The 24,854-nt window shown below is 64.2% G+C and carries 26 protein-coding genes and 1 tRNA gene; 13 read left to right on the plus strand and 14 right to left on the minus strand.

What is annotated here, in order from left to right; all coding sequences use genetic code 11:
• The first annotated feature begins 396 nt into the window (after nucleotides 1–396).
• From U0034_RS08820 to U0034_RS08830, 3 genes are all read left to right on the plus strand, one after another.
• Nucleotides 397–1,113, plus strand: coding sequence for an HNH endonuclease (locus tag U0034_RS08820; protein ID WP_085228621.1), 717 nt, complete (start codon nucleotides 397–399; stop codon nucleotides 1,111–1,113).
• 246 nt (nucleotides 1,114–1,359) lie between these two features.
• Nucleotides 1,360–2,748, plus strand: coding sequence for an alpha/beta hydrolase (locus tag U0034_RS08825; RefSeq protein ID WP_085228620.1), 1,389 nt, complete (start codon nucleotides 1,360–1,362; stop codon nucleotides 2,746–2,748).
• 57 nt (nucleotides 2,749–2,805) lie between these two features.
• Entirely contained in the window at nucleotides 2,806–3,057 is a 252-nt protein-coding gene (locus U0034_RS08830) for a transposase (RefSeq protein WP_233211867.1), read from the plus strand.
• 117 nt (nucleotides 3,058–3,174) lie between these two features.
• On the opposite strand, the gene U0034_RS08835 is transcribed toward U0034_RS08830, so the two are convergent.
• The 6 genes from U0034_RS08835 to U0034_RS08860 all read right to left on the minus strand — a co-directional run bounded on the left by U0034_RS08835 (nucleotide 3,175) and on the right by U0034_RS08860 (nucleotide 6,843).
• The gene (locus U0034_RS08835) at nucleotides 3,175–4,188 is read right to left on the minus strand and encodes a tetratricopeptide repeat protein (protein ID WP_085228619.1); all 1,014 of its coding nucleotides are present in this window, start codon (nucleotides 4,186–4,188) and stop codon (nucleotides 3,175–3,177) included.
• A 181-nt stretch (nucleotides 4,189–4,369) separates the two neighbouring features.
• Nucleotides 4,370–4,445, minus strand: a tRNA-Ala gene (locus U0034_RS08840).
• Nucleotides 4,446–4,539: 94 nt separating this feature from the next.
• The gene (locus U0034_RS08845; protein ID WP_085228734.1) at nucleotides 4,540–4,899 is read right to left on the minus strand and encodes a c-type cytochrome; all 360 of its coding nucleotides are present in this window, start codon (nucleotides 4,897–4,899) and stop codon (nucleotides 4,540–4,542) included.
• A 2-nt stretch (nucleotides 4,900–4,901) separates the two neighbouring features.
• Nucleotides 4,902–5,690 (minus strand): BON domain-containing protein, encoded by a 789-nt coding sequence (locus tag U0034_RS08850; RefSeq protein WP_085228618.1) that lies wholly within the window; start codon nucleotides 5,688–5,690, stop codon nucleotides 4,902–4,904.
• Nucleotides 5,691–5,714: 24 nt separating this feature from the next.
• On the minus strand, nucleotides 5,715–6,302 hold the full coding sequence (locus U0034_RS08855; RefSeq protein WP_085228617.1) for an SIS domain-containing protein: 588 nt from the start codon (nucleotides 6,300–6,302) through the stop codon (nucleotides 5,715–5,717).
• 112 nt (nucleotides 6,303–6,414) lie between these two features.
• Nucleotides 6,415–6,843: a YraN family protein gene (locus tag U0034_RS08860; protein WP_386092191.1), complete on the minus strand. Its 429-nt coding sequence runs from the start codon at nucleotides 6,841–6,843 to the stop codon at nucleotides 6,415–6,417.
• Between the two features lie 154 nt (nucleotides 6,844–6,997).
• Here U0034_RS08860 and rsmI point away from each other — a divergent pair, with 154 nt between their 5' ends.
• Nucleotides 6,998–7,876, plus strand: a complete 879-nt coding sequence (gene rsmI / locus U0034_RS08865; RefSeq protein WP_085228615.1) for a 16S rRNA (cytidine(1402)-2'-O)-methyltransferase — start codon at nucleotides 6,998–7,000, stop codon at nucleotides 7,874–7,876.
• A gap of 149 nt (nucleotides 7,877–8,025) precedes the next feature.
• On the opposite strand, the gene U0034_RS08870 is transcribed toward rsmI, so the two are convergent.
• Nucleotides 8,026–8,616 carry a septal ring lytic transglycosylase RlpA family protein gene (locus tag U0034_RS08870; protein WP_085228733.1) on the minus strand — a complete coding sequence of 197 codons (591 nt, stop codon included), beginning with the start codon at nucleotides 8,614–8,616 and terminating at the stop codon, nucleotides 8,026–8,028.
• 660 nt (nucleotides 8,617–9,276) lie between these two features.
• Between U0034_RS08870 and U0034_RS08875 the strand changes: the two genes are divergently transcribed.
• The 3 genes from U0034_RS08875 (at nucleotide 9,277) to U0034_RS08885 (ending at nucleotide 11,114) form a co-directional block, all read left to right on the plus strand.
• Nucleotides 9,277–9,921 (plus strand): MBL fold metallo-hydrolase, encoded by a 645-nt coding sequence (locus U0034_RS08875; protein ID WP_085228614.1) that lies wholly within the window; start codon nucleotides 9,277–9,279, stop codon nucleotides 9,919–9,921.
• Nucleotides 9,918–10,565 carry a 3'-5' exonuclease family protein gene (locus U0034_RS08880; protein ID WP_085228613.1) on the plus strand — a complete coding sequence of 216 codons (648 nt, stop codon included), beginning with the start codon at nucleotides 9,918–9,920 and terminating at the stop codon, nucleotides 10,563–10,565. The genes U0034_RS08875 and U0034_RS08880 overlap by 4 nt, the downstream gene beginning before the upstream one ends.
• A gap of 90 nt (nucleotides 10,566–10,655) precedes the next feature.
• Nucleotides 10,656–11,114 carry an Lrp/AsnC family transcriptional regulator gene (locus U0034_RS08885; protein ID WP_085228732.1) on the plus strand — a complete coding sequence of 153 codons (459 nt, stop codon included), beginning with the start codon at nucleotides 10,656–10,658 and terminating at the stop codon, nucleotides 11,112–11,114.
• Nucleotides 11,115–11,211: 97 nt separating this feature from the next.
• Here the strand turns inward: U0034_RS08885 and U0034_RS08890 are convergent, their stop codons facing one another.
• From U0034_RS08890 to U0034_RS08900, 3 genes are all read right to left on the minus strand, one after another.
• Nucleotides 11,212–12,429, minus strand: coding sequence for a cation diffusion facilitator family transporter (locus U0034_RS08890; RefSeq protein ID WP_085228612.1), 1,218 nt, complete (start codon nucleotides 12,427–12,429; stop codon nucleotides 11,212–11,214).
• Nucleotides 12,430–12,746: 317 nt separating this feature from the next.
• On the minus strand, nucleotides 12,747–13,046 hold the full coding sequence (locus U0034_RS08895; RefSeq protein ID WP_085228611.1) for an H-NS histone family protein: 300 nt from the start codon (nucleotides 13,044–13,046) through the stop codon (nucleotides 12,747–12,749).
• A 448-nt stretch (nucleotides 13,047–13,494) separates the two neighbouring features.
• The gene (locus U0034_RS08900) at nucleotides 13,495–14,154 is read right to left on the minus strand and encodes a HugZ family pyridoxamine 5'-phosphate oxidase (protein ID WP_085228610.1); all 660 of its coding nucleotides are present in this window, start codon (nucleotides 14,152–14,154) and stop codon (nucleotides 13,495–13,497) included.
• Between the two features lie 165 nt (nucleotides 14,155–14,319).
• Between U0034_RS08900 and U0034_RS08905 the strand changes: the two genes are divergently transcribed.
• Nucleotides 14,320–15,534: an MFS transporter gene (locus tag U0034_RS08905; RefSeq protein WP_233211868.1), complete on the plus strand. Its 1,215-nt coding sequence runs from the start codon at nucleotides 14,320–14,322 to the stop codon at nucleotides 15,532–15,534.
• 106 nt (nucleotides 15,535–15,640) lie between these two features.
• Here U0034_RS08905 and U0034_RS08910 read toward each other — a convergent pair whose 3' ends face one another.
• Nucleotides 15,641–16,786 (minus strand): branched-chain amino acid ABC transporter substrate-binding protein, encoded by a 1,146-nt coding sequence (locus tag U0034_RS08910; RefSeq protein ID WP_085228608.1) that lies wholly within the window; start codon nucleotides 16,784–16,786, stop codon nucleotides 15,641–15,643.
• Nucleotides 16,787–17,366: 580 nt separating this feature from the next.
• Between U0034_RS08910 and U0034_RS08915 the strand changes: the two genes are divergently transcribed.
• The gene (locus tag U0034_RS08915) at nucleotides 17,367–18,059 is read left to right on the plus strand and encodes a dienelactone hydrolase family protein (protein WP_085228731.1); all 693 of its coding nucleotides are present in this window, start codon (nucleotides 17,367–17,369) and stop codon (nucleotides 18,057–18,059) included.
• Between the two features lie 102 nt (nucleotides 18,060–18,161).
• On the opposite strand, the gene U0034_RS08920 is transcribed toward U0034_RS08915, so the two are convergent.
• The 3 genes from U0034_RS08920 to U0034_RS08930 form a co-directional block, all read right to left on the minus strand.
• Entirely contained in the window at nucleotides 18,162–18,473 is a 312-nt protein-coding gene (locus tag U0034_RS08920) for a high-potential iron-sulfur protein (protein WP_085228607.1), read from the minus strand.
• Between the two features lie 183 nt (nucleotides 18,474–18,656).
• On the minus strand, nucleotides 18,657–19,766 hold the full coding sequence (locus tag U0034_RS08925) for an NAD(P)/FAD-dependent oxidoreductase (RefSeq protein WP_085228606.1): 1,110 nt from the start codon (nucleotides 19,764–19,766) through the stop codon (nucleotides 18,657–18,659).
• 384 nt (nucleotides 19,767–20,150) lie between these two features.
• The gene (locus tag U0034_RS08930) at nucleotides 20,151–21,137 is read right to left on the minus strand and encodes an AAA family ATPase (protein WP_085228605.1); all 987 of its coding nucleotides are present in this window, start codon (nucleotides 21,135–21,137) and stop codon (nucleotides 20,151–20,153) included.
• A 301-nt stretch (nucleotides 21,138–21,438) separates the two neighbouring features.
• On the opposite strand from U0034_RS08930, the gene U0034_RS08935 reads away from it, so the two are divergent.
• The 4 genes from U0034_RS08935 to U0034_RS08950 all read left to right on the plus strand — a co-directional run bounded on the left by U0034_RS08935 (nucleotide 21,439) and on the right by U0034_RS08950 (nucleotide 24,614).
• Nucleotides 21,439–21,948, plus strand: coding sequence for a hypothetical protein (locus U0034_RS08935; protein ID WP_085228730.1), 510 nt, complete (start codon nucleotides 21,439–21,441; stop codon nucleotides 21,946–21,948).
• A 21-nt stretch (nucleotides 21,949–21,969) separates the two neighbouring features.
• Complete coding sequence (locus U0034_RS08940; protein ID WP_085228604.1) at nucleotides 21,970–22,776, plus strand: endonuclease/exonuclease/phosphatase family protein; 807 nt, start codon at nucleotides 21,970–21,972, stop codon at nucleotides 22,774–22,776.
• Nucleotides 22,777–22,887: 111 nt separating this feature from the next.
• The gene (locus U0034_RS08945) at nucleotides 22,888–23,628 is read left to right on the plus strand and encodes a LysE family translocator (RefSeq protein WP_085228603.1); all 741 of its coding nucleotides are present in this window, start codon (nucleotides 22,888–22,890) and stop codon (nucleotides 23,626–23,628) included.
• Nucleotides 23,629–23,843: 215 nt separating this feature from the next.
• On the plus strand, nucleotides 23,844–24,614 hold the full coding sequence (locus tag U0034_RS08950; RefSeq protein ID WP_085228602.1) for a ferredoxin--NADP reductase: 771 nt from the start codon (nucleotides 23,844–23,846) through the stop codon (nucleotides 24,612–24,614).
• Nucleotides 24,615–24,854 lie beyond the last annotated feature (240 nt).

Raw genomic sequence — 24,854 nt, forward strand, 5'->3', positions numbered from 1 at the left:
ACCTAGCCGACGGGAGGAACAAACTGGCGGCCCTCCGTCGATTGTTTTAATCGCATCGGTCTGGAGCGAATGACCATAGACGGATCGGGTGCATTGAGGCCATATAACTAAACAGCGACGACGTGATGTCTTTGAAGATGAAAACGATTCCAATCTCCTCGCACGGGTGCATTCAGAGCTTAGACGCGACGCCCCCGATTTGCCTCGACGTCGCAAGCGGGGGAGGTGTTGTTGGCGAATCCCCTTACCCCATGTGAACTTGGACAGAATCCATGCGCGTTGGTCAGATTGCCGTTAAAGATTTTTGCTCGGGCGTCGTTATACGAGGCGAGACAGCCGGCCGTGACAGCACTGCCAACACGAACGGCGAGATTGCCGACGCACGAGGTCCTAACGATGGCTCGCACACATGGACATGGGAATCCCAACTGGACGCGCGAAGAGACAATCCTCGCACTCGACCTTTACTTTGAACTAGACGGAAAAATTCCGTCCGGTGCTGACGAGCGGGTGAAAGCGCTTTCCGAGCTGTTGCGTCGGTTCCCTTATCACGCGGCTGCCTCGAAGAAAGCGTCTTTTCGAAATCCCGATGGTGTGGCGTTCAAGCTTCAGAACTTGCGGCAGATCGCCACCGGCAAAGGGTTAGGGAACGTATCAGAAACCGATCGCGCAGTCTGGGCTGAGTTCGGTGCGTCACCCGAGGCCGTGAAATCGACAGCCAACTCGATCCGCGCCGGCGTTGTCGCGATGGAGGTAGCGGACACATTCGCGCCCGATACTGAGTTCGCCGAAGGGCGGATAGTCTCAGAGTTACATTCGCGCCGAGAACGAGAACCAAAATTGCGAGAGCGACTGCTGTCAGCGAGGCGGGGCCGCGGGAAACTGTTCTGCGAAATGTGCGGCGAGCCCCCGCCGGCTGCCAATGCCGCGCTCAAGGAATCGCATTTCGAAGTACACCATATCGTCCCACTTTCGTACGCGGGCGCCCGAATCACACGCCTCGCCGACGTCGCCTTGCTGTGTGCGAACTGCCATCGTTTGCTTCATCGAGCAATCGCTATGGAGAAGCGCTGGCTCAGCGTAGCCGAGGGAAAAGCGATATGTGGCATTTAAAGCGTTACGCACATCACTCAGCGAAGATGCGGGGCCAGCGCCTGCGTGCCAGTTGCTCTTTGGAATCGATCGAGAGGCAGCTAGCTTAGACGGCGCGGCCGAAGCGAATATGTTCGGCACGACTGAATCCGCAGCTTCAGTCTTCGACAACGAGGCCAAGGCGACGGGACGCCTCCCGCATGCTTCACGAGTTAGCGCTTCATCTCGGGTAGCCCCCGCTCCTAACCTGCGATCCAAGGTCTTTTCATGCTGCCACTCGCCCTTGCGACCATCTGGTCTCACCTTTACCTGCTGTGGTATTTCCTCATTCCGCTGGCGATCTTCGCTTTTTTCCCGATCCGCGCATGGACGTATCTTCGAAGCAACCGGATCGACGTGACCGTCGACGCTTCCGAACCGCGCGTATCGATTCTGTTAATTCACGGGACATTCGCGCACGGCGCAAAGTGGACAGGAGCAACGCACCGCTTCACACGAGGCATCCTCGCGACCGTACCGGGTTGTCGGGTTAGCCGCATGCTCTGGAGCGGCGACAACAGCCACGCACAGCGGCGACGCGCGGCAACTGGCGTTCTCGAGTGGGTTTCATGCGAAGCTGCTGAGCGCATCTACCTAATCGGCCACAGCCACGGCGGACTCGTTGCCGCGATGGCAGCAACCCAAGCAAAGGACCCGAGGGTAACGGTCATCACGATGTCGACCCCGTTCCTGAACGTGCGTGAGCGTTTTCTGGGTCTTCGGTCCGGCATGGCAGCACGCGCCGTTGACGAGCTCCGAGTCTTGTTCGGCTATTTCTGCGTCTTGGCCCTGACCGTCTCTTACAGCTTGATCTTGCATGGGTGGTCGTTTCTCTACGCCGTCCTGACCGTTCTGCTTGCCCTCGTAGCCCTCTTCATCGCGTCGCACTTCGGAAGGGGCGTATCGACACTACGGCTCCCGATCGCCTTCGCCCGGCGATATGCCGCGCGACTCACGCGGGAATCGACTATTGCGTTGCCGCCAGGTAGGTTGCTCATCTTGCGCGCTACCGGCGATGAAGCCAGCGGCCTGTTGATTACAGGACAGTTCGCCTCGGGCATGCTCCAGTTGCTTCTACTTGCCATCGGCGCCGCACTGCGCGCAGTGTCCGGAGATGACGATCCGCACTGGCGGAGCCGCTACCGTCTCTCTATGTGGGTCCTGGCGATACTGATTCTCATTGGTTCGTTCGCACGCATCGCCTATCTCCTGCACACGCCGAGCGCCCCCCTCGACAGCCATCGAGGCGAACTAATGGTGCTCAGCCTCCTCTTCGCGCTAATACTGACGCTCGGGGCATTTTCCACAATGCCTTTTAGCCTCCTTGCCGAGACGGCACTCGTCACAATAGGCAGCGTCGCCTCAATCGTATTCCACATCCCGTTCGGGATCGAGATTGCATTGGTGTCACCGGTTCTATCCCTGAGCGCGGAGGCCGCGCCGATCGGGAAATGGCCCGTTACTACCGTGGCACCTCATCAATCCCTTCTGGCCCACAGCCACCTGTACGAGACCGATGAGGTGTTCACCCTGCTTGCACAGGCGGAAGCGACGAACGATGCTGCCCCCGCGAGGCCGCTGGGCGTTTCACCGATCACCAGCGCCGCAACGACGTAAGTGCCTCGCGTAGTCCATCACGACTGTGCTGCAGGGCCGGACGGAAAGGCGGCAGGCGTGCCCAGCTCGGCCTGCGTCAACACAGATGCGATCTGCTCCTCGGCGAAACTTGGGTCCAAGAACTACCCGAAGGAATTCCGGGCGATGGTCGTAGCGCAGTCGAACGATCCGGCCCGCTCGATCGCGGATGTGGCGCAGGAGCACGGTTTGAACGCCAACACGGTCGCGCGCTGGCATCGCGCTCATGAGCGTGCCAAATCGACAACGAATGCTCAGCCTGCCGAGGGCCGCTACAGAACAGACTCGTAAGTTCCGCCAATGAATGGAGCTCGCGATCGATCCACGTGGTTGAGCATCGATGGAAAGCTGACCGCCGTCGCCCACCTAACCGGCGACGATATGGTCGATGTTATCCCAGGCCGCTCTTCAACCGCCGAACACCCAGGTCCACGGATAAAGTGTGCCCCGGCCACGGCGATTGTGGCGTTTGACGACGAGGGCGGCAGAAAGTCGGTCATCGATACCACGCAGTACCTCACGCTCTCGATCGAGAATGCTTCCGCGCGCCAACGACTCCTGTTCCCAAAGGAGCGCTTCGCGGCACTCCATGACCGCCGCGCGTTCTACCATGACTTTCGGGTGATTGAACAGCCAGCGCACAAAGGCAAGGCTCACCGGGTGGCGCCACCAGAGGTCGCCATACATCTCGACGTAATCAATCGCTATTCCCGGCTCCGCGAGATCGGTGCCGTGCCAGATCACCAGCGGCTGGGGCTGTGGATTGCCTCCCAGGATTTCCGCGATGTAAGGGTTGGCACAGAAACCGCGGCGCAACGCCGTCGCGGCCGGAATCCATTCGCCCTTGAGGATGTACGTCAGGGCAAGCTCATAAAAATACGGCGGGTAACCGTCAGCTTCGGCGGCGAAAACTTTCTGTGCCTGCTCACGCTCCCCGGCGCGCAGCGCCTCTGAGCCGAGCAGGTAGCGCATTCCCTGATTGTCGTTTGGGTTGTACGCCAACATCTTCTCGATGAGCACGACCGTGTCGCGATGCCGGCGCAGCCGCAAGTGCGCCAACACCGCCCCATGCAACGCGCGTAGGAACGGGCGGTTTTCCAGATGTCCCCATTCGATGCGCCCGGCAAAACCCTCGGGGATCAGACGATTGGCGACGCTCAGACCAGCCAGCGCTGCCTCGAGCGCCTTCTTCGGCTTACCTTGCTCGTGCAAAGCAAAAGCGAGATGGGCATGGCCGTCAATGAAATTCGGCTCACGAGCAAGGAGCCGTTGCAGCGCGGTCACATAGGACTTGTCCGCGAGCTCGCCCAATTGATAAGCGTCCAGCAGTTCGTCGAACTCCTCGACGACAGCGTCGAATCCATCCTCCGCATGCTCGAACACGCCAGACGCGTCGTCCAACACTTCAAATCGCAGTTCCATGCAATTTCAGTCGTTGTGCAGCAACGACCGTCCATTGACGTCGATCGCCAAGTCTTGATCCAATGGCTGAATCCGTTTGGGCTGACGCCCTGTCGCTCGAATCGCGTAGCGCGTCGACTATCCAGCCCCAGAAACGGCAAAAGGGTTACAGGCAAATCACCTGTAACCCTTCAAAATTCGTTGGTGGAGCGGAGGAGGATCGAACTCCCGACCTTCGCATTGCGAACGCGACGCTCTCCCAGCTGAGCTACCGCCCCAACGAAGCTGCGATTTTAGCAGGGGTTTTGGAACTGTTGCAAGCGCGCGAGAACGGACCCCACACGCCAACGCCCCGCGACAAAACCCCGCTACTTACTTCTGCGGCGCCCCTGCGAGCACCCAATCGACGACGCTTTTAACGTCGTTATCGTTCATCCGAGGATGCGCCGGCATGGGAATCACACCCCAGACCCCAGCCCCCCCCTCCTTGACCTTCTTCACGAGTTTAGCCTCGCCCTGCGGATCGCCTTTATATTTAGCGGCCACCTGGAGAAACGAAGGCCCGACAAGTTTCCGATCGACGGCATGACACCCTAGGCAGGCGTTATTCCGGGCGATGACAAACCCATCCGGCGTCTCACCCGCCAGCGCCACAGACGAAGCCCCCACCGAAACCGCCGTAACGCCGAACCCAACCACAACCGCGCGCACAACCAAAGACAAAACCCCCATCATCACTTCCCGGTCTTCGGATGAACCTGTGTGGAATCGGACACAGGCGCGGGCGCCTGCTGCTGCAGCGGTTGCGCTGTGATCGTCGACGAAGGCACGGCCCCAACCGTCGGCTCCGCCTGAGCCGACTGCGCGGAACTCGGCGCATTCGCCGCTCCAGCCCCCGAGGCCGCGACCGCCGCAGCCTCTTCCGGCTGCACGTACTGGAACACCTTCACGACCTTCACGACCCCTGGCACACGGCTGGCCACATCGGCCCCGATATCGCCTTCATCCTTGGTCACGAGCCCCATGAGATAAAGATTCCCGCGCTCGGAAACGACCTTGAAGTCATTGGCGGAAATCCCTTTCTCGGCCACGAGCCCGCCCTTCACGCGCGCAACGAGATACGAATCGTTGGCCCGCTCCGAAAACGTGCTCTTCGGCCCGATCACCAACTCATTGATCACGGCATCGACATTAGGCAAGCCCTTGACGATAGCCTCGGCCCGCTGCCGTGCCGCCTCATCGGGCACCTCGCCGGTCAGCAGCACGCGCCGATTGAACACGGTCACATCGACATGCGCGCTCTCGGGAAACTCGTTCGCAATCTGCGAATAGCCCTTGACCTGAATCTCGCGATCCTCGGTTTGCGTGCCAAGCGTGCGCCGGTCGGTCGCCATCAGCGCGCCGCCGCCAGCCGCCCCCGCCGCGAGCAACACACAGCCTTGCAGCGTCACGCCGAGCGACGCCGCCAATCCCGCAGCGAGCAGCGCCCGCACAAGCGTCTTCGTGACGCGATTTGCCTTCATCAACGAACTCCCTTTTGTCGAAGGTCAGTCTTCCCCGAGCAGCATCGCATCGATGCCATCGCACAGGCAGTGAATAATCAGCAAGTGCATCTCATGGATACGCGCCGTCCGCCCGGACGGCACGCTCAAATGAATGTCGGTTTCGGCCAGGACCGCGCCCGCCTTGCCCCCGCCATTGCCCGTCAGCGCAATCACGGTGATCTCGCGCTCGTGTGCCTCCGCAATCGCAGCCAGCACGCTGGTCGAATCGCCCGTGGCCGTCACGACCAAAAGCAGATCGCCCGCATGCCCGTGCGCACGCACCTGCCGCGCGTAAGCATCGTCGAGCCCGCCATCGGCCGCCATCGCCATCAATACCGCCGAGTCGGCCGAAAGCGCCATCGCCGGCAACCCCGGCCGCTCGCGCTCGAAACGCGCTGTCAAATACGCGGCAATACGCTGTGCGTCCACCGAAGACGCACCGTCGCCGCAAGCCAGGATCTTGTTGCCGTTCGCAAGCACGCCGAACATCGTGTCGACGGCCGCCGCAATCGGCATCGACAATCCGTCGACCGCCTCTAACTGAAGTGCCGCGCTATCGCGGAAATGCTGCTGAATACGTTCGACTGACATCGCTTCTCTACTTGTTCGGCCCAGCCCGCACGGCCGTTGCGTCAGCGCGCAAGTTTACCGCACTCGACGATCATTCAAGCCCATTGCTGATGCATTCCATCGCCCATCCGCCTCAATCGTCCGCACGAAATGCGTCGCGCAGCCATACCGGACTCTTTCCGCCATCGAACACCACCACGTCGAAACGGCATGCGCTCCCCGCTCCACCCCTCGCAACCAAAAACCACTTCGCCGCATGCACGATGCGCCGCCGCTTCGCCACGCTCACACTCGCGGCCGCACCGCCATATCGCTGATCGGCCCGCGCGCGCACTTCCACGAAAACAAGCGTGCCTTCCCAGTCTTTCATCACGAGGTCGATCTCGCCGCCCCGGCAGTTCACGTTGCGCGCCACGAGCCGCAAACGCCGCCGCTGCAAATACTCGAGCGCCCGCGCCTCGAACTCGCTGCCGACTCGCTTCGACCCATCCCGCCGGCAAAAGTTGTCTCGCCCACCGCGGCGCGAGCACGCGATCACCGCGGGCCCCGGAACCGCAGCCACAGCCACCGCCACAGCCGGCGCCAAACGCGGCACCGCGCACGAACCAGCTGCCACATCCACACCGGCCCGCGGCGCGCTAGCCGCCGCCTCCTCGCAACCGCCACCACGGTGGCACAATGGCGGCCTCGCCTCGCTTCTCAGCACTTTCCGTTTCATGTCCGATCTCCTGGAACTCGCGCAACACCAGCACTATCCGGAGGCCACGCTGTACGTGGTCGCCACGCCCATCGGCAATACGGCCGACATCACGTTGCGCGCGCTCCACCTGCTCGGCCTGGCCGACCGCATCGCCGCCGAAGACACACGCACGACCGGCCAACTGCTCGCCCGCTACGGCATCAGCAAGCCGCTCGTTGCCGTGCACGAGCACAACGAGCGCGCCGGCGCGCAGCGCATCGTCGAATACCTGCGCGCGGGCGAGCGCGTGGCGTACGTGTCCGACGCCGGCACGCCCGGCATCTCGGACCCCGGCGCCAAGCTCGTCGAAGCCGCGCGCGAAGCAGGCTTCGGCGTCGTGCCGCTCCCCGGCGCGAGCGCCGCCACCACGGCCCTTTCCGTCGCAGGCGACTGGGCGGCCACCTTCACCTTCCTAGGCTTTCTGCCGACGAAAGCGAAGCAGCGCGCCGCACAGTTGCAGTCGCTCGCCTCCCACGCGCACGCGACGGTCTTCTACGAGGCTCCGCACCGCATCGTCGATACGGTGCAAGCGCTCGCCGACGCATTCGGCGGCGGCCGTCGCATCCTGATCGCACGCGAGTTGACGAAACTACATGAGGCGCTGCACCAATGCACCCTGGCCGAAGGGCCAACATGGCTGAGCGAAGACGCGAACCGCCAGCGCGGCGAGTTCGTTCTCGTGGTGGAAGGCGCCGCGCAAGGCGAGGCGCAAGCGGACCCGGCCGCGCACGACGCGCTGCTCGGCTTGCTGCTCGAGGAGATCCCGGTGAGCGGCGCCGCGCGCATCGCGGCCGCGCTGACAGGTGCATCGCGCCAGACGCTTTACGCCCGCGCGCTCGAACTCAAGAAGGAATAAAACGAAGGAAGGGCGAAAGACGCGAAAGCCGGCGCGCGACGAAGCCCGCCCGGCCATTGGCTTCGCCACATTTACCGCGCCCTTTTACCCGATACGCCGGCACTGACCGGGTGCCGACAACATCGGCGCCCGCCATCCGATCGCTGGGATTACTGCTGCTGCGCGTTGGCCGAAGCCACCACTTCCTGGCGTTGCGCCAGGGCTTCTTCCTGCGTGAGGCCTTCGATCTTCACACGCGCGGTGCCCGCGCTCTGAAGTCCGATCTCACGCGCGGCCGCAAACGAAAGGTCGATCACGCGACCACGCACGTACGGCCCGCGGTCGTTGATCTTGACCACCACCGACTTGTTGTTCGTCGTGTTCGTCACGCGCACGTAGGCGGCGAGCGGCAGCGTCTTGTGCGCGGCCGTCATCGCGTGCATATCGAAGCGTTCGCCGCTGGCCGTGCGCCGGCCGTTGAAATGCTTGCCGTACCAGGACGCCCGGCCGGTCTGCTTGAACCCCGAAACGTCGGGAATGTTCTCGTCGATCGGCTTGGCGTCCGCGAACTTCTGCGTTTGCCCAGCCGCGGGCAGGTTGACCGCGGCTTCGCCGTAACCGAGCGGTGCCCCCGCTCCGGTACGCAACGCGTACGGCGAGCGGGCGGCGTTGGCGCCGTTCTGCGGAGGTTGAACCGCGCAACCGGTCATCAAAGCGAAGACGGAAACGGTTCCCAAGAGTCGGCGTAATCGACTATTCATATGACGTGCATGCCACAGTGTCGAGCCGCTCCCGCACCGAAAACGAAGAAGCGCAAGCGGCTCGGGCAAACGAACGCACACGCGGACGCCTCGAAAGGCGGACGGCGAGCTGACGTTCGGGTGCGGCCACACTCGGCCGCAAGTTGCCCGGTTGGTATTCACGTCTGGCGCAGCTGTCCCCAGCAGCTCGACCAGACCCCACATGCCGCCATCGAACATGGCTCCACGTTCAGGCGCGCCCTGGGCGCGAGGAACGGCGGCATAGGCCTACCCTGCGATGCAGCCGATGGCCGCAACAGGCGCGCGGCGCCTGGCTGGGTAAGACGTGTGCATCGAACGAGTCGATACGGATCAGAGGCCGCCCTACGACGGCTTCTTATGTTGGCGACCGGGCGAAAACGATATCGGTGAGGCCCGGCCTACAATTGACGGCGCGGCGAATCCGCGCTCAGTGGGACGCATTATAGCAAAAGAACCGGGCAATCCAGCATTGCGGGTACCCGGCGCGATTGATTCTTCCTATGGTAGCAATAATCCACATTGGTCGACGGCCCTGACCGGCTACCCGAGCCGCGCCGCACCTGACCATTCGGCCGAGAGGCGGCTCGCCCAACCGGCCGGTACAATGGGCGTTTTCGTCGTGCGCCCCGCGAACCGCCCATGAAGGTCTTCGTCATCCCCGTCACCCCGTTTCAGCAGAACTGCTCGCTGCTCGTCTGCGAGGCCACGCGGCGCGCGGCCGTCGTCGATCCGGGCGGCGACATCGAGCGGATCGAGCAGGCTATCGCGAAGGAGCAGGTCACCCTCGAAAAGGTGTTCCTCACGCACGGCCACCTTGATCATTGCGGCGCGGCCAAGGCGCTCGCCACGAAATACGGGGTGCCGATCGAGGGCCCGCACGAGGACGAGCGCTTCTGGCTCGATCAGCTCGCCACGCAAAGCCAGCGCTTCGGCTTTCCGCCCGCGGAGCCGTTCGAGCCCGATCGCTGGCTCGTGGAGGGCGATACGGTCACGTTCGGCGAGGAAACGCTCGACGTCTATCACTGCCCCGGCCATACGCCGGGCCATGTCGTGTTCGTGAGCGCGCGCCATCGCCTCGCTTTTGTGGGCGATGTGCTGTTCGCGGGTTCGATCGGCCGCACGGATTTTCCGCGCGGCAATCATGCGGATCTCATCAACGCAATCCGCACGAAGCTCTGGCCGCTTGGCGACGACATCACGTTCGTGCCGGGCCATGGGCCCACTTCCACGTTCGGCGAGGAGCGCCGCACGAATCCCTTTGTCGCCGACGGAGTCCGCGCGTGACGCCTGAAATCTACGTCAGTACCGATATCGAAGCAGATGGCCCGATCCCGGGGCCGCACTCGATGCTGAGCTTCGCCTCGGCCGCCTACACCGAGGACAAGCAGCTCATCGCCACGTTCTCGGCGAACCTCGAAACACTGCCCGGCGCCGAAGCCCATCCAGTTCAGGCCGCCTGGTGGAAAACGCAGCATGAAGCCTGGGCGGCCTGCCGGCGCGATCTGCGCAAACCCGAGGAAGCCTTGCCGGCCTACGTCGAGTGGGTGGAAGCGTTGCCGGGCAAGCCCGTGTTCGTCGGCATGCCGGCCGGCTTCGATTTCACCTTCATGTTCTGGTACATGATGCGCTTTGCTGGCCGCTGCCCCTACTCGTGGTCGGCACTCGACATCAAGACGCTCGCGTTCGCGATGACGGGCCTGCCCTATCGCAAGTGCATCAAGCCGCGCATGCCGAAGCACTGGTTCGACGATCATCCGCACACGCACGTGGCACTCGACGATGCCATCGAACAAGGCGCCCTCTTCTGCAATATGCTCGTCGATCTGCGCGCGTGGCAAAAAGCGTCCTCGCTGATGACCAACGGCAAGCCGGCCGACGGAGAAGCGAGCGAGATAGGACGAAACGACGCCGAGAGTCCGCCAAATTAGGCGATATCCCTCGATTTACGGTCATTCGATTGCCTTTTGTTTCCCCCGCCACTACTATTCGGCAATATTGCGGCCGAAACGGAGGCGCGGATGACTCTCGACACGTTCTCTCAAAAGATCCTGCGCCTGCTGCAGCTCGATGCGCGCCGCTCGGTGCAGGAAATCTCCGACCAGGTCGGCCTCTCGAGCACGCCCTGCTGGCGCCGCATCAAGGACATGGAGCAGTCGGGCGTCATTCAGCGCTACACGGCGTTGCTCGATCGCGAGAAGCTGGGCCTGCACGTTTGCGCGCTCGCGCACATCCACCTCACTCGCCACACGGAAGGCGGCGTGGAGCAGTTCGAGCGCGAAATCGCCACCTGCCCCGAGGTTACCGAGTGCTATAGCACCACGGGCGAGGCGGACTACATCCTCAAGATCGTGGCGCCCGATATCAAGGCCTACGACTCGTTCCTGCACGAGCGCATCTTCAAGATACCGGCTGTCGCCCAGGTCCGCACGAGCGTCGTGCTGCGCGAAATCAAATTCGATACCCAGTTGCCGCTCTGACACTTCCGTGCGCCGCCGCGAGGCGGCACGGCTGCGGCACCCGCGCTGGCATAAGCGAACGATTTCACTCGGCCCCGGCGCGCAACCTCTATGCCCTTCAGCGCCGCGGCGCGGCCGCGCCGCCTGCCTCGTGGATATGCGCAGGCTCCCCACCAGCATCCGGCTCCACACGCCGTTGCAGCGTGACGCGGCGCACGCCGAGGCGCGCCGCCAGCGCCGGCACGTCGATGCGCCGCGCCAGTTCCGCATCGTGCTCGCGATCGCCAAGCGCTTCGGCGGCGAGCGTGATGTCCACGTCGAGCCCCGTACTGAGGTAGTGCACGTTGAGCGCTGCTGCACGCACGCCGCAGCGCGCGAGCTCCGCATCCACGGCGTCGACCACGGCCTTGCGCGGCGGCAGCCGCACGGCGGGGCGGCTCACCGCATCGTTCTCCGGATCGACGTGGATCAGCGCATCGAGCACACGCTTGTCGGTCAACGCACGGGCCCGCGCCGATTCGGCGATATAGTGCCCCTCCGACACCGAAATGAGGGGATCCACGAGAATGTGCGCATCGACGAGCGCGAAGTCCCCCATTTTGCGCGTGCGCAACTCGTGTACATCGCGCACGCCGGGCGTCGACATGAGCAGTTGGCGTATGTCTGTCGCAGCGGCTTCGTCGAGGGCGCGATCGGACAGATCCTGCAGGGCATTCCAGCCGAACACCCAGCCCATGCGCGCAACGAGGAAGCCGACGATCGCGGCCGCGATCGGGTCGAGCAACCGCACGCCGGCGAGGCTGCCGACGATACCGATCGCCACGACGAGCGACGACGCCGCATCCGAGCGTGCATGCCAGGCATTGGCAATCAGCATGGCCGAGCGCACGCGCTGCGCCTCGCGCAGCATGTACCGAAAAAGCGCTTCCTTCGAGACGAGCACGAGCACCGCGACGAAGAGCGCGCTCACGTGCACGGCCGGGATGTCGTCGAGGTTCGCGAGACGCGTGCCGGCGCGCCAGAGCATGCCGATGCCGACCGCCACAAGCAGGCCGCCGAGGAAGAACGACGCCACCGTCTCGTAGCGGGCATGGCCGTAGTTGTGATCTGCGTCCGGTTTCTCGGCGCTCGCCCGGTTGGCGATCAGCACGATGAAGTCCGAAACGAGATCGGCGGCCGAATGCACGCCGTCGGCCACGAGCGCCTGAGAATGGGCGACGATGCCGACCACGATCTGCAGCGTCATCAGGCACACGTTGACGGCTACGCTCGCCAACGTGCTCTTGCGGGCGACGGATCGCTTTTCGTGGGATTCAGTGTTGATTTCAGCAACCATGCAGACTCGGCAACGCGCAGTGAAGATCCCGTAATTCTATCAAGCCGCGCGTGCAAACGCGTTCGCCAATAGGCATAAAGCGCTTTCGAATCAGATACTTATGGTAATACGAACGATTTGCGCTTCGTTCATCCGGCCCGCATCGTGGCTTTATGCGCTCGCTGGAAATCGCTCCGCATGGCCGCGAAAAAGCGCATAGGAAACGCGAATACGTCAGACAAATAAAAACCGCGCCCCATTTGGGTGCGCGGCTTTCGCTGTGACACCCGCGAGGTCGCGTGCGTCACGATTCATCGGCAAGCGGTGAGCAGCTTACCTTACTTCTGAATCAGAAATTGATCGCGGTCTTGGCCGGCAATCCAACGCGGCGGCTTGCCACGGCCCGACCACGTGCTGCCGCTCACAGGATCCCGGTATTTGGGGGCGACACCGGCGCGGGGGCGACCCGCTTTGCCGTTCTTGCCACGGCCACCGCCGAGTTCGGCGAGCGTAATGCCGTAGTCAGCCATTTTCTGCTTGATCTCGTTCAGCACTTCGGCGTATTCACGCGCCTTCGCCTCTTCAATCTGCTTCTCCAGCTTTTCGCGTTGTGCGAGAAGTTCCTTGTAAGAAGACATACGTTCCCTTGTGGTTTCGAAAAATGGCACCGGTCTTCCGCCGGTTCACCATCAGAATACGTTGTGCCTCGGATATTTAGGGGGGGAGATTAGCACAAGAAACAACTTTGGGAAAAGCCCGAAAAACACAAAATTTTAATGGCACTCCTTTCTGTTTTCTTTCCAACATTGCGCATCGCATGCCTGATCCGTGATTTTCCCGATCATCGTCCAACCGGCCAATTGACGCCGTCTGCATCATTGAGCGACCCACTTCTCAATTCATGAAATTGGCGAACACGGTTAGCCCGAAACATTTCACGGGATGAGAGGTTTTCGGTCGTTCCTACCGACTCACGGACGATCGCTCTCCCGGTGAGCGATCGCCGACGTTTTCCCGGCTGACGCTCTATTTCCGGGCGGCGCGTGGGAAACCGCGACGGGCCGGGCGGGCGGATCGCATGGGCCGTCAGCGCGCGGCGGCAATGCAATCGGCCAATGCACGCTCGAGCGCCTCCATCGTTGCTTTCGGCTCGTCGAATGCCACACGGCGCCGCTCCCCTGCTGCCTTCAAGTCAATCCCGTAGCGATCCACTCCGGCCAATTCGAGTGCCGGCGGCCGTTGCGGATGACGGTCGAAATATTCGGTGAGCGCGATTTCATCCTCATCGGCAAGCGGCTCGAGACAATCCAATTCGTCCCCTTCGATCCACCCCATCGCACCGAAGCCGCCAATGAAACGCAATCGTCCGATCTGCATGACCCGGAACGAGAAATCGCCGAGCGCGAGATACCGTTCCGCGCTCGGGTGGTAGCGCAGATACCGGCGCACGAGCGCGTCAGATGATTCGGTGCTCGGAAATTCGCCGATCAGCGTCACGCGCTCGCCATTCAGCACTTCGCCATCCGGCGTATCCACGACCAGAAATCCGGCGCGTGCGTCGGTCTGCAGATTACGCGTATGCTCGGCCAGACGGCTCACGAGAATGACGGGACGATGGCACCCGTCGGGCATGAAAGGCAGCATGGTCGGAAACGGAAAACCCTCCGGCTCACGCAGATTCGTCGCCAGTGTGCCGGCGGGTGCGCGGTGCAACAGGTGGAGGGGTGCTTGGGCAGATATGTTCATCGAACGTCCTTCGACTTCCTTTTGGGGCCCGTCTGCACGGGTGTTAAGACCGAAAATCAATGCTCCGATAAAATCGGAGACTCGCATTCATCGTAGACGTTCGCTGCCGGTCTTGCCTGCGCGGCATTACATGCATCCGGTCCCTTTTCCATTCGGCCCCGCCCCGTGTCGCATACTTCCGATTCGTCCTTTGTCCCAGCCATCCATCGTGATCTGCCGATCGCAGCAAGGCGCCGCGCGCGCTACGCCACCATGCTGCTCTTTTTCATCGTGGGGATGCTCTATGCGTCGTGGGGTATCCACGTGCCGACGGTGCGGGACAAGTTCCATCTCGACGCGGCCTGGCTGTCGATCGCCTTGTTTTCGCTGACGGGCGGCTCGATTCTCGCGATGACGGTCAACGGCAAGTGGATCGCGCGCGTCGGCACGCGCCGCGCCTGCCTGACGAGCGGGGTATTGATGTCGGCCAGCGGCGCGCTGATCCTGCTCGCGCCGTCGTACTGGACGCTGCTCGTGCTGTTGGCCGTCTTCGGCGGCACGATGGCCACGCTCGACGTTGCGATGAACGCCGAGGCCGGCGCGGTGGAAGCCGCAATCGGCCGGCCCATCATGTCGTCGCTGCACGGGATGTTCAGTATCGGCGGCATGGCCGGTGCCGCGGGCGGCGGGCTCCTGCTCTCGCTCGGCATGGCGCCGGCGCTGCATCTCGCGCTGGCCTCGGCGCTGAGCGCCATCGCGATCGGCGCGGCGTGCCCGGCCGTCCTGCCGCACGTGCCGCCGCCGGCCGCGCACGCGCAGGATGGCGGGCACGGCGGGACGAGCCGCTGGCGTTCTCCGGCCCTGTGGGCGCTCGGCATCGTCGCGCTGATCGCGCTCGTGGCCGAAGGAGCGATGTACGACTGGGCGACCGTCTATATGCGTGACGTCGTCGGTGCAACACCCGCGTTCGCCACGGCCGGCTACGCGGCGTTTTCCGGAGCGATGGCCGCCGGCCGCTTCGCCGGCGACGCCGTGCGCGCGCGCTTCGGCGCCCGCCAGCTTGTTCTCGTCAGTGCATCGGTGGCGTGCGCGGGCATGGTCGGCGCGCTCGCACTGCCGTATTCGCTCACCGCGCTTCTGGGCTTCGCGCTGATGGGCATCGGCCTCGCCAACATGATGCCGGTGCTCTTCGCCGCGGCCATGCGCGTCAAAGGCATCCACGCCGCCGAAGGTCTCGCTCACGTGGCCGGCGTCGCCTATGTGGGCCTCTTGATCGGCCCCGTCATCATCGGCGGCGTCGCGCAATGGACGACTCTGTCTATTGGATTGTGGGTCGTGGCGTTGTGCGCCGCGCTCGTGGCCGTGATCGGCCCCAAGGTCATCAAGCGCCTGGGTATCTGAGCGACGGCCGCTGCCTGGGCGGGATCGACTGTCCTGCTTCACGTAAAGAAAAAGGGCGCGCACGCCGCAGCGTCACGCGCCCTTTTTCAGGCACTTCGGGCAGGCATTACATGCTGACTTCGTTCATCAGCGTCTTCTTGCCGTCCTTGTAGTAGTACAGCGAGATCACGCCGTGCTTCAGGTCGCCGTGCTCGTCGAACTGCGTAGTGCCGATCACGCCCTTGTAGTTCGTCGCCGGCATCGCAGCGAGGATCTTGGCCGAATCGACCGAGCCCGCACGCTTCATCGCATCGACGATGATGTAGACGGCGTCATAGGTGAACGGTGCGTAAATCTGGATCGGCACGCCGAAACGCTTCTTGAACTTGGCCTGGAACTCCTCGCCTTCCTTGCCCATCTTCTCGAGCGAACGACCCGCTTCCGAGCAGACCACGTTGGCTGCCGCGTCGCCAGCCAGCGTCGCGAGCTGGTCGGTACACACGCCGTCACCCGCGAGCACCTTCGCGCGCAGGCCGAGTTGCTTCGCCTGCTTGGCGAACGGGCCGCCGGTGGCGTCCATGCCGCCGTACATGATGACGTCGGGGTTCTCGCCCTTGATCTTCGTCAGAATGGCGCGGAAGTCGGTCGCCTTGTCGTTCGTCGCGTCGTGCGAGAGCACTTGCAGACCCAGCGCCTTCGCCTTCTTCTCGAATTCGTTGGCGAGACCCTGGCCGTAAGCCGTGGCGTCGTCGACGACCGCCACCTTCTTGATCTTCAGGCTCGCGGCGTAGTTCGCCAGTGCCGGACCTTGCTGCGCGTCGGTGGCCACCACGCGGTACGTGGTCTTGAAGCCCTGCAGCGTGTACTGCGGGTTCGTGGCCGACGGCGAGATCTGGACGATGCCCGCATCGCTGTAGATCTTCGAGGCCGGAATCGACGTACCCGAGTTCAGGTGGCCCACGACCGCAACGACCTTGTCGTCGACGAGCTTCTGGGCAACCTGCGTGGCTTGACGCGGGTCGGCCGCGTCGTCTTGCGCGTCGAGCTGGAGCGTGATCTTCTGGCCGCCGATCGTGAGGCCCTTTGCATTGATTTCTTCTACGGCAAGGCGCGCGCCATTTTCATTGTCCTTGCCCAGGTGCGCGATCTGCCCCGTCAGCGGAGCGACGTGACCGATCTTGACGGTCTGGTCAGCCGCAGCGCCCGTTGCCAGCGTGGCGAACAACATAGCCGCCGCGCTGATCGGCAACACCTTTTGCATCTTGCTTTTCATGTAAGTCTCCAGTTTCGGTCCCAAAAACGACGTCCTCGCCCGTACCCCGCCTTCGTCTTGTCGTCTCGATCGATCCGAGGAACGAGAACGCCGGATGCATCGTCATGCACTTGGTCTGGCACGCGAGCCGGCCTGTTCGTGACAAGCCACGCCTCGTGCTGCGCGCAAGTGTAGGCCAACAAATTAAAGTTGGGGGTCTTTTTGAGAATCGGGACCACTACCAATAGCCTCAGGTGTCGCATTTACGCCGCGAATATCGGCGGATACCCGCAAAGCCACAGCCGGCGCGGCTTCCCGCTATTGCGCATCGATATGCGAAAGCGCCTTTTTCAATCCGCCGAATTCGATCCGAAAGGCCAATTTGCGATGTCGCTTCGATCCCACAGGCAGCGTTGCGGTATGCAGCGCCGGTAGGCATCGCGTTACGCGCGTCGACTACGGGCGCATCGAGCGGGGGCCGGCCGGGCCGCCGCCCCATGCCGCCCGCCACGGGGCTTGCACGCGACGCTGCAGCCCCGCGCGATCGGTGACAAACTGTCGCCCCGAACGATTTTGCTCATGAGAGGCATCCGCCATGACCGTGACTTCCCAATGGATCGACATCGAAACCGGCGACGGCCGCATGCAGGGCTATCTCGCGCTCCCGCGCGCGGGTAAAGGGCCGGGCGTGGTCATCGTGCAGGAAATCTTCGGCGTGAACGGGCATATCCGCTCGATCGCCGAGCAATACGCGCTTGCCGGCTACGTGGCCATCGCCCCCGACATCTTCTGGCGCAGCGAGCCGCGCGTCGAACTCGGCTACGACGGCGCCGATCGCGACAAGGCGATGGCGCTGTTCAAGGCGGCCGACGTCGAGAAGACGCTCGGCGATCTCGGCGCCACGGTGCGCGCGCTGAAAAGCCGCCCCGAGACGGTGGGCAAGACAGCAGCGGTGGGCTATTGCTTCGGCGGCCGCCTCGCCTATCTGATGGCGGCGCGCGGCGGCATCGACGCGGCCGTGGCCTACTACGGCGGCGGTATCCAGAATCAGCTCGACGAAGCGGACAAGCTCTCGGTGCCGGTGCTCTTTCACTTCGGAGACCAGGATGGCTCGATTCCGATGGACGCGGTCGAGCAGATCAAAGCGCGCGTGGCCGGCAAGCCCGGCACCGAACTGTACGTCTACGAGGGTGCGGGCCATGGCTTCAATTGCACGGATCGCGCGTCGTACGATCAGCGCGCCTCTGCGCTGGCTCTCGGCCGGACCATGACGTTCCTCGCCAGCCGCGTGTAAAGGTATCTGAAAAGGTATCCGAAAGATTGCTCCCGCCCAGCGGCTCGGGAGCACGGCAACGGCGGGCGGCGCGCAACTTCGGCGCCTCCCGCCTCGCGGCAATCAGGCTTTCTTGTTGTAGGCGTTGCACCAGCCCGTGCCCTTCACCTGCTTGCCCGCGAACATCGGACACGGAGCGTAGGCATCGGTCGGCTTGCCCTGGTAGAACGTGCAGTTATCGCATTTCTCACCGGCGGCGTACTTCGGGAACTTCGCCTTGTCGACCTTCGTCGCGTCCTCCTTGTAGCCGAGCGCGACCGCGGTCGGATCGTTTTCGGCAACCTTGGGTGTATCGGCGAAAGCCTGACCTGAAAGGGCGACCGCCGAGACGGCACCCAGACTCGTTATCAAAAACGTACGGCGGGACTGTTTCATCGAGGGGACTCTCCATATTTGTCCTGGACATCTACGGGCGGCTGTTCTTGCGACAGCAGTCGCAGCATACAACGAAGCCCCCCGCCCGCAGTGCGACGCGAGCAATGATGGAGATAAGGGATTGCCCGCCCCATCGCGTCTTTCGGACTACACGGGGCTCGTGCATCCCGTGCCGCGCCGCCGTCAGGCCGCGCGGCCGAGCAGTTCGCCGACGCGCTCGGCGATCGCGAGCGACGCCGTGAGGCCCGGCGATTCGATGCCGAAAAGGTTCACGAGGCCGCGCACGCCATGGGCGGCCGGCCCTTGTATGACGAAATCGGCCGCTGGCTCGCCGGGCCCCGACAGCTTCGGCCGGATCCCTGCGTAGGCCGGTTGGAGCGCGCCGTCGGACAAGCCGGGCCAGTACTCGCGGATGGCCGCGTAGAAGTTTTCGGCGCGGCCGGCGTCCACTTCGTAATCGATCGACTCGACCCATTCGACATCGGGGCCGAAACGCGGCTGCCCGCCGAGATCGAGCGTCAGATGCACGCCGAGGCCGGCTTCGTTCGGCATCGGATAGATGAGCCGGGAAAACGGCGCGCCGCCCGACACGCTGAAATAATTTCCCTTCGCGAAGTAGAGGGGCGGCACGTGGCGCGGGTCGAGCCCGGCGATCCTGCGCGCCAGCGCACTGGCGTGCAGGCCCGCGCTGTTGACGACGGCAGACGCGCGCAGCTCGCTCGGCGAATCGCCGCCCACGCGCACGAGGAACCGCCCGCCTTCGGCCGCGATCGATTCGACGGGGGCGCGAAAGGCGCAGACCGCACCGTCGCGCTCGGCGTCGCCGCGCAGCGCGAGCAGCAGTTGGTGGCTGTCGACGATGCCCGTCACCGGCGAGAACACGGCCTCGACGCATTCGAGCGCGGGCTCGAGCGCCTGGGCTTCATGGGCCGAAAGCCGGATCAGGTCGAGCACGCCGTTTTCCTTGCCGCGTGCCTCGAGCGCCGCGAGCTGCGGCAATTGATTGCGCGCGGTGGCGACGAGGAGTTTGCCGCAGCGCCGGTGCGGCACGCCGCGCGCCGCGCAGTACTCGTAGAGCAGCTCGCGTCCGCGCACGCAGAGCGTCGCCTTCAGCGAGCCGCGCGCATAGTAGATGCCGGCATGGATGACCTCGCTGTTGCGCGAACTCGTACCGGTACCGATCGCCTCGGACGCTTCGAGCACGATCACCTCGCGGCCGCGCGCCGCCAGCGCACGCGCCACCGCAAGACCGACCACCCCCGCGCCGATCACCACGCATTCGATCTGATCCATATCCTCTCGCCGCGCATCGAGCCCCACCCCTGGCCGCGCCGGCCGGCAGCTTCTGGAGCCTTCGCCGCGGGGCGCGCGGCAGCCGGCTCGAGCCCGCGCCCGCGGGCAAGCTCGCATCATGCGTAATTACCGAGTCAGCGCTCACTCCGGTCGAGCCGGACAGACGGCCCGCCCGGCTCGATGCATGGGCGGGCGTAACCAAGGCTGCTCCTGTCGAAGATTGTACGACGCGCGGCCGACCGCGACGCATTGCCGCACTCGGCGGTGGGAATGCGGGAAGCCAGGCCGTCCCGATACGGCGGCACTCAGCGCACCGAAAGCGCACCGAAGCGGCGTGCCGTCGATCCCGCCAGCGCTGCGAAGCGCATGGGCGACGGTTCTATCTCAATTGCCGCCGAATCCAATCGGCCGACGGCGCGCCCCGCGTTCGAGGCGGATATCGTCGGCGCGCACCTCGTCGCGGCCGTCGACGCGCGCCGCCCCGAAGCCGTGCATGATCGCGCGGCGCATTTCCCGCGGCGAGACCTGCGCGAGCGCGTCGAGCGCATCGGCGCCGAGTGCGGCCGGAAAACGCTGCCCCCAGCCGTGCGCCGAACGGATCTCATCGTAGATGGCCTGCGCGATACGCCGCGCGCCGTCGCGATCGGGCGGCGCAATTTCGTAGATGCTCATGCGGCTCAGGATCGGCTCCGGAATCGAACGCTCGTCGTTCGCGGTGGCGATCCAGATGACCTGCGCGGCATTGATCGGCACTTCGGCGAATTCGTCGATGAACGACTGCGCCGTCTCGTGCTCGAGCAGCGCATAGAGCGCGCCGAGCGGGTCGTATTGCGAATCGCCATTGGCCTTGTCGATCTCGTCGACGACGATGACGGGGTTCGCGTAGCTGCCGTTGACGAGCGTTTCGAACACCTTGCCGGGTTTGGCGTTCTTCCATTGCGACGAAGCGCCGGAGAGAATCCAGCCGGCCGTGAGCGAGCTCATCGCGACGTACTGATAGGCCGTGCCGAACAGGCGCGCGAGTGCCTTGGCGAAGTGCGTCTTGCCGATGCCCGGATCGCCGAGCAGCAGGATCGGCATCAGTTCGAGCCGGTCCTCGGTCTCCATGCAGAGCGCCACCTGACGGCGCACGTCCTCGAGCGGCTCGGAAAAATTCGGCAAGGCGCCGAGCAGCGCGTCGATCGACGGCATACGCGTGGGCTTGACGCAAAACCGCAGGTTGCCGACCTTGAGCATTTTTTCGTACGTGGCGCGCAGCGCCTCGTTCGCACTGTCCCCCAGTTCGTTCAGGGCCGTCTCGACGTGGTCGAGCTCGTAGACCTTGCTGAACGAAGCAAGCGCGATTTCCTGTTTGACCATGGCTGTTGTCATCGCTCACCTCATTGCTGCGAATCGAGCGCGCCGCCGGTCTTCGGTGCTCCCCCGAACGACTCCGCCATGCCGCATCGCGCCGCGAACGGGCACGTTCCGCGCTCGCTCCGTTCCGGCCGCACGCTCTTTTTCGCTTGATGCCTTTAACGACGATTCGAGTGTAGTGATGCAATTTCCGTGCGCAAAGCCAGCACTCGAGGCCCGGTGCTGCTGATACGCCGCAGCGGGCGGCCCGAACCCGTTAGGCGTAAGATGGACGCTTGCGCTTCGTCGTCCGTGAAGCGCCAAGGAGATGTTCCGGATGCGATGCAAAGCCGCCCTGGCAGCCGTTTTCGCCTGCGCCATGCTTGCGCCCTTGCCGGGCGCCGCGCAAGCGGTCAAGGAGCCATCAGCCGTCCAATGGCGGCTCGAGGTGGTGCGCGACGGTACGACGATCGATACATTCGAGGGCACGACGGCCATCGGCCAGGCCGTGACAGCCACCCATCATCACGAGACAGTCCACGCGGTCGGCTGCAAGGAGCGGCCGGACGCGCGCATCGATCTGGCGCGCACGCTGACGATTTCCCCCATCGCCGAGGAGCCGGGCGGCATCGCGTTTGCCATCGACGCACAGGAAATGCTCGAGGACGACACACCCCAGCAAACGCGCGACGGCTGCACGCTGCCGCCGCAGCCGCGGCGCGTGAACGCCAACCATCCGGGCCTGCTCGTGCCGGCGGGGCAATGGGCAAGCTGGACCATCGTGGACAGCCGTCCGACGCTCGTCTATCGTGTGCGTGCGAGCGTCGCGGCGCGCACCGGAAACTGAAGGAAGCAGGAACAGCGCGGCATGCGAAACCCCGAAGAATTGATGCGACAAGCCGTGGCGACCCAGCGCAAGGACTTCGTTGCGGTCAGTTGGAATCTGCACAAGGGCCGCTCTCCGCTCGGATTCACCGCCTGGAAGGCGATGCAGCGGTGGGTCGAATCGACGCAGGCCGACGCTTACTTTCTGCAGGAGGCCATGGCGCGGCGCATGCCGGGCCCGGTACTCGCCACGAGCTTCGGCGCGCCTGTGCAGGACCCGCTCTCCGACGTCTGGGAATGCCAGGCAACCGAACTCGCCCATGCGCTCGATCTCGAGATCGCGCTCGGGCCGAACGTCTTCAAGCCGTCGTGGCGGCATGGCAATGCGATTCTCTCGCCGCACCCGCTCGACCTGGGCGGGCGCTGGGACATTTCGGCGCACCGCTTCGAAAAGCGCGGTCTGCTCGTTGCGCGCGCCACCTTCGCCGGCCATTCGGTCACGCTGCTGTGCGCACACCTCGCGCTCACGCGCTCGGCGCGGCTGCGGCAGATGAACTGGATCGCGCACTGGATCGCACGCGAAGCGCCGGCCGGCCCGCTCTTGCTGGCCGGCGACTTCAACGACTGGCGCAACGATTCGGTGCCGCTTTTCGCGGAGCACGGGCTGATCGAAGTGGCCACGGAACTCGGCCAGCCGGCCCGCACGTTTCCGGCGTTCTCGCCCGCGCTGGCGCTCGACAAGATGTTCGTGCGGGGCATGCGGCCGGTCGAGTGGATTCAGCCCGCGCAGGAGACGGCCTGGCTTTCCGACCATCTGCCTTACGTCGCGCGGCTCAAGCTCGACGAGTGAGCGCGGCGCATCCGTACCCGCTAAAGTAGCGGTTTGACCGCCCCCGCGCCCCGGCGCTTCCACGCGCGAGCGGGCAGCGTGCCCCGTCCGTCTTTCACGAGTCCCTTCGCCATGCACTATCTGCCGACGCTGCTGCAACTCGGTGTCATCTACTTCGTTGCGGCCGCGAGCCCGGGGCCCAACTTTTTCATGGTGACGCAGCGCTCGCTCGCGGGGCGGCGCTCGCTCGGCGTGGCTTCGGCACTGGGCGTGGCCACGGCCTCGATTACCTGGGCCACGCTCGCGATGGCGGGGCTCGCCGCAGTGCTGCAGCGGCTCGAGTGGGTCTATACGGGCATACGGTTCGCGGGCGCCGCCTACCTCGTCTATTTTGGGTTCAAGCTGCTGCGCGACAGCGTGCGCGTGGACCGTACGGAGCCCGCGGCCGTTGCGGCAACCGTGCCGGCCGGGGTGCACGGCGGTGCGGCGGCGGTGGGCGCCGGTGCCGCCGGTGCCGCCGGGGAAGCGATGACGATGGCGATGGAGGCGTCCGCCATGGGCGTTGCCGGGCAGGCACACGCATGGCGCGTCGCGTACCGCTCGGGGCTCGTCACGTGCATGACGAATCCGAAGTCGTGCGTGTTCTGGACGAGTGTTTTTGCCGCACTTTTCCCGGCGCATCCGCCGCTCTGGTTCTATGGGGCGGTCCTTGCCGTGATCGGCTCGCTTTCGGCCGGCTGGTATAGCAGCGTGGCGCTGATGTTCGCGGCCGAACGCACGCAGCGCGGTTATCGCAGGCTGCGCCGGCCCATCGACGGGCTGTGCGGCGTGGCGCTCGCAGGCCTTGGGGTGAAGCTCGCTTTCAAGCAGTAGCGCCGCTCCGGGCGGCCGCTGAGCAGCCCCGCGCCAAGACATTCTCCCCGCCCTCGGCAGGGCCGCCCGGCCCGCGGCTTGCCCGCTCGCGCTAGAATAGCGGATTCAACGCCTCGCGAAATGTTGCTTGCGAGAGCGCGTCGCCCCTGCCGACCGAGGCCGGAGCGTTCTTGTGTCGGGCGCCTCCGCCTTTTCTTCGCACAGTCCTAGTAGCCATGAGCAACCTGAATCCGCAAACCGTCCTTACCGTCCATCACTGGACCGACACGCTGTTCAGCTTCACCTGCACGCGCGATGCGTCGTTCCGCTTCGAAAACGGCCAGTTCACAATGGTCGGCCTCGAAGTGGAAGGCAAACCGCTGATCCGCGCTTACAGCATGGCCAGCGCGAACTACGAGGAAAACCTCGAGTTCCTCAGCATCAAGGTGCCCGACGGCCCGCTGACGTCGCGTCTGCAGCATTTGAAGGTCGGCGATCAGGTGCTCATCGGCAAGAAGCCCACCGGCACGCTCGTGGCCGACAACCTGCTGCCCGGCAAGACGCTCTGGCTGCTTTCCACGGGCACGGGCCTCGCGCCGTTCATGTCGATCATCAAGGATCCGGGCGTCTACGATCGCTACGAGAAGGTCGTGCTCACGCACACCTGCCGCTTCGTCGACGAACTCGCGTACAACGAATACATCACCGAGCATCTTCCGGCTCACGAGGACATCGGCGAGATCGTGCGCGAAAAGCTCGTCTACTACCCGACGGTCACGCGCGAGTCGTTCCAGAACCGCGGCCGCATCACCGAGCTCATCGATTCGAAGAAGCTCTTCGAAGACCTGGGCCTGTCGCCGTTCTCGCTCGAGAACGACCGCGTCATGCTGTGCGGCAGCCCCCACATGCTGCGCGATACGCGCGAACTGCTCGACGGCATGGGCTTCAAGGAAGGCAGCAACAACGATCCGGGCCACTACGTCGTCGAGAAAGCGTTCGTCGGCTGAAGCCCCAAAAGGCGCTCGCCCCCCAAAAGGCGCTTGCCGCGCGAATCGGGCTTCGCCGCCCGTGCAACGGCGTGGGCAGCGCCTGCGAAGACCGGAGCTCATGCTCCGGTTTTTTTTCGTCCGCCGGTAGCCGGCCGGCCCTCATCGCTTCGTTTCGCTGTTACATATCGTCGCTTCCGGCATGACATTCGTCGTAGGATTTTTTCCTACACGCCTCGCTGACAGACTTGTCAATCAGTA

Origin of the sequence: Trinickia caryophylli (genome assembly GCF_034424545.1) — a bacterium.
Lineage (GTDB): Bacteria > Pseudomonadota > Gammaproteobacteria > Burkholderiales > Burkholderiaceae > Trinickia > Trinickia caryophylli.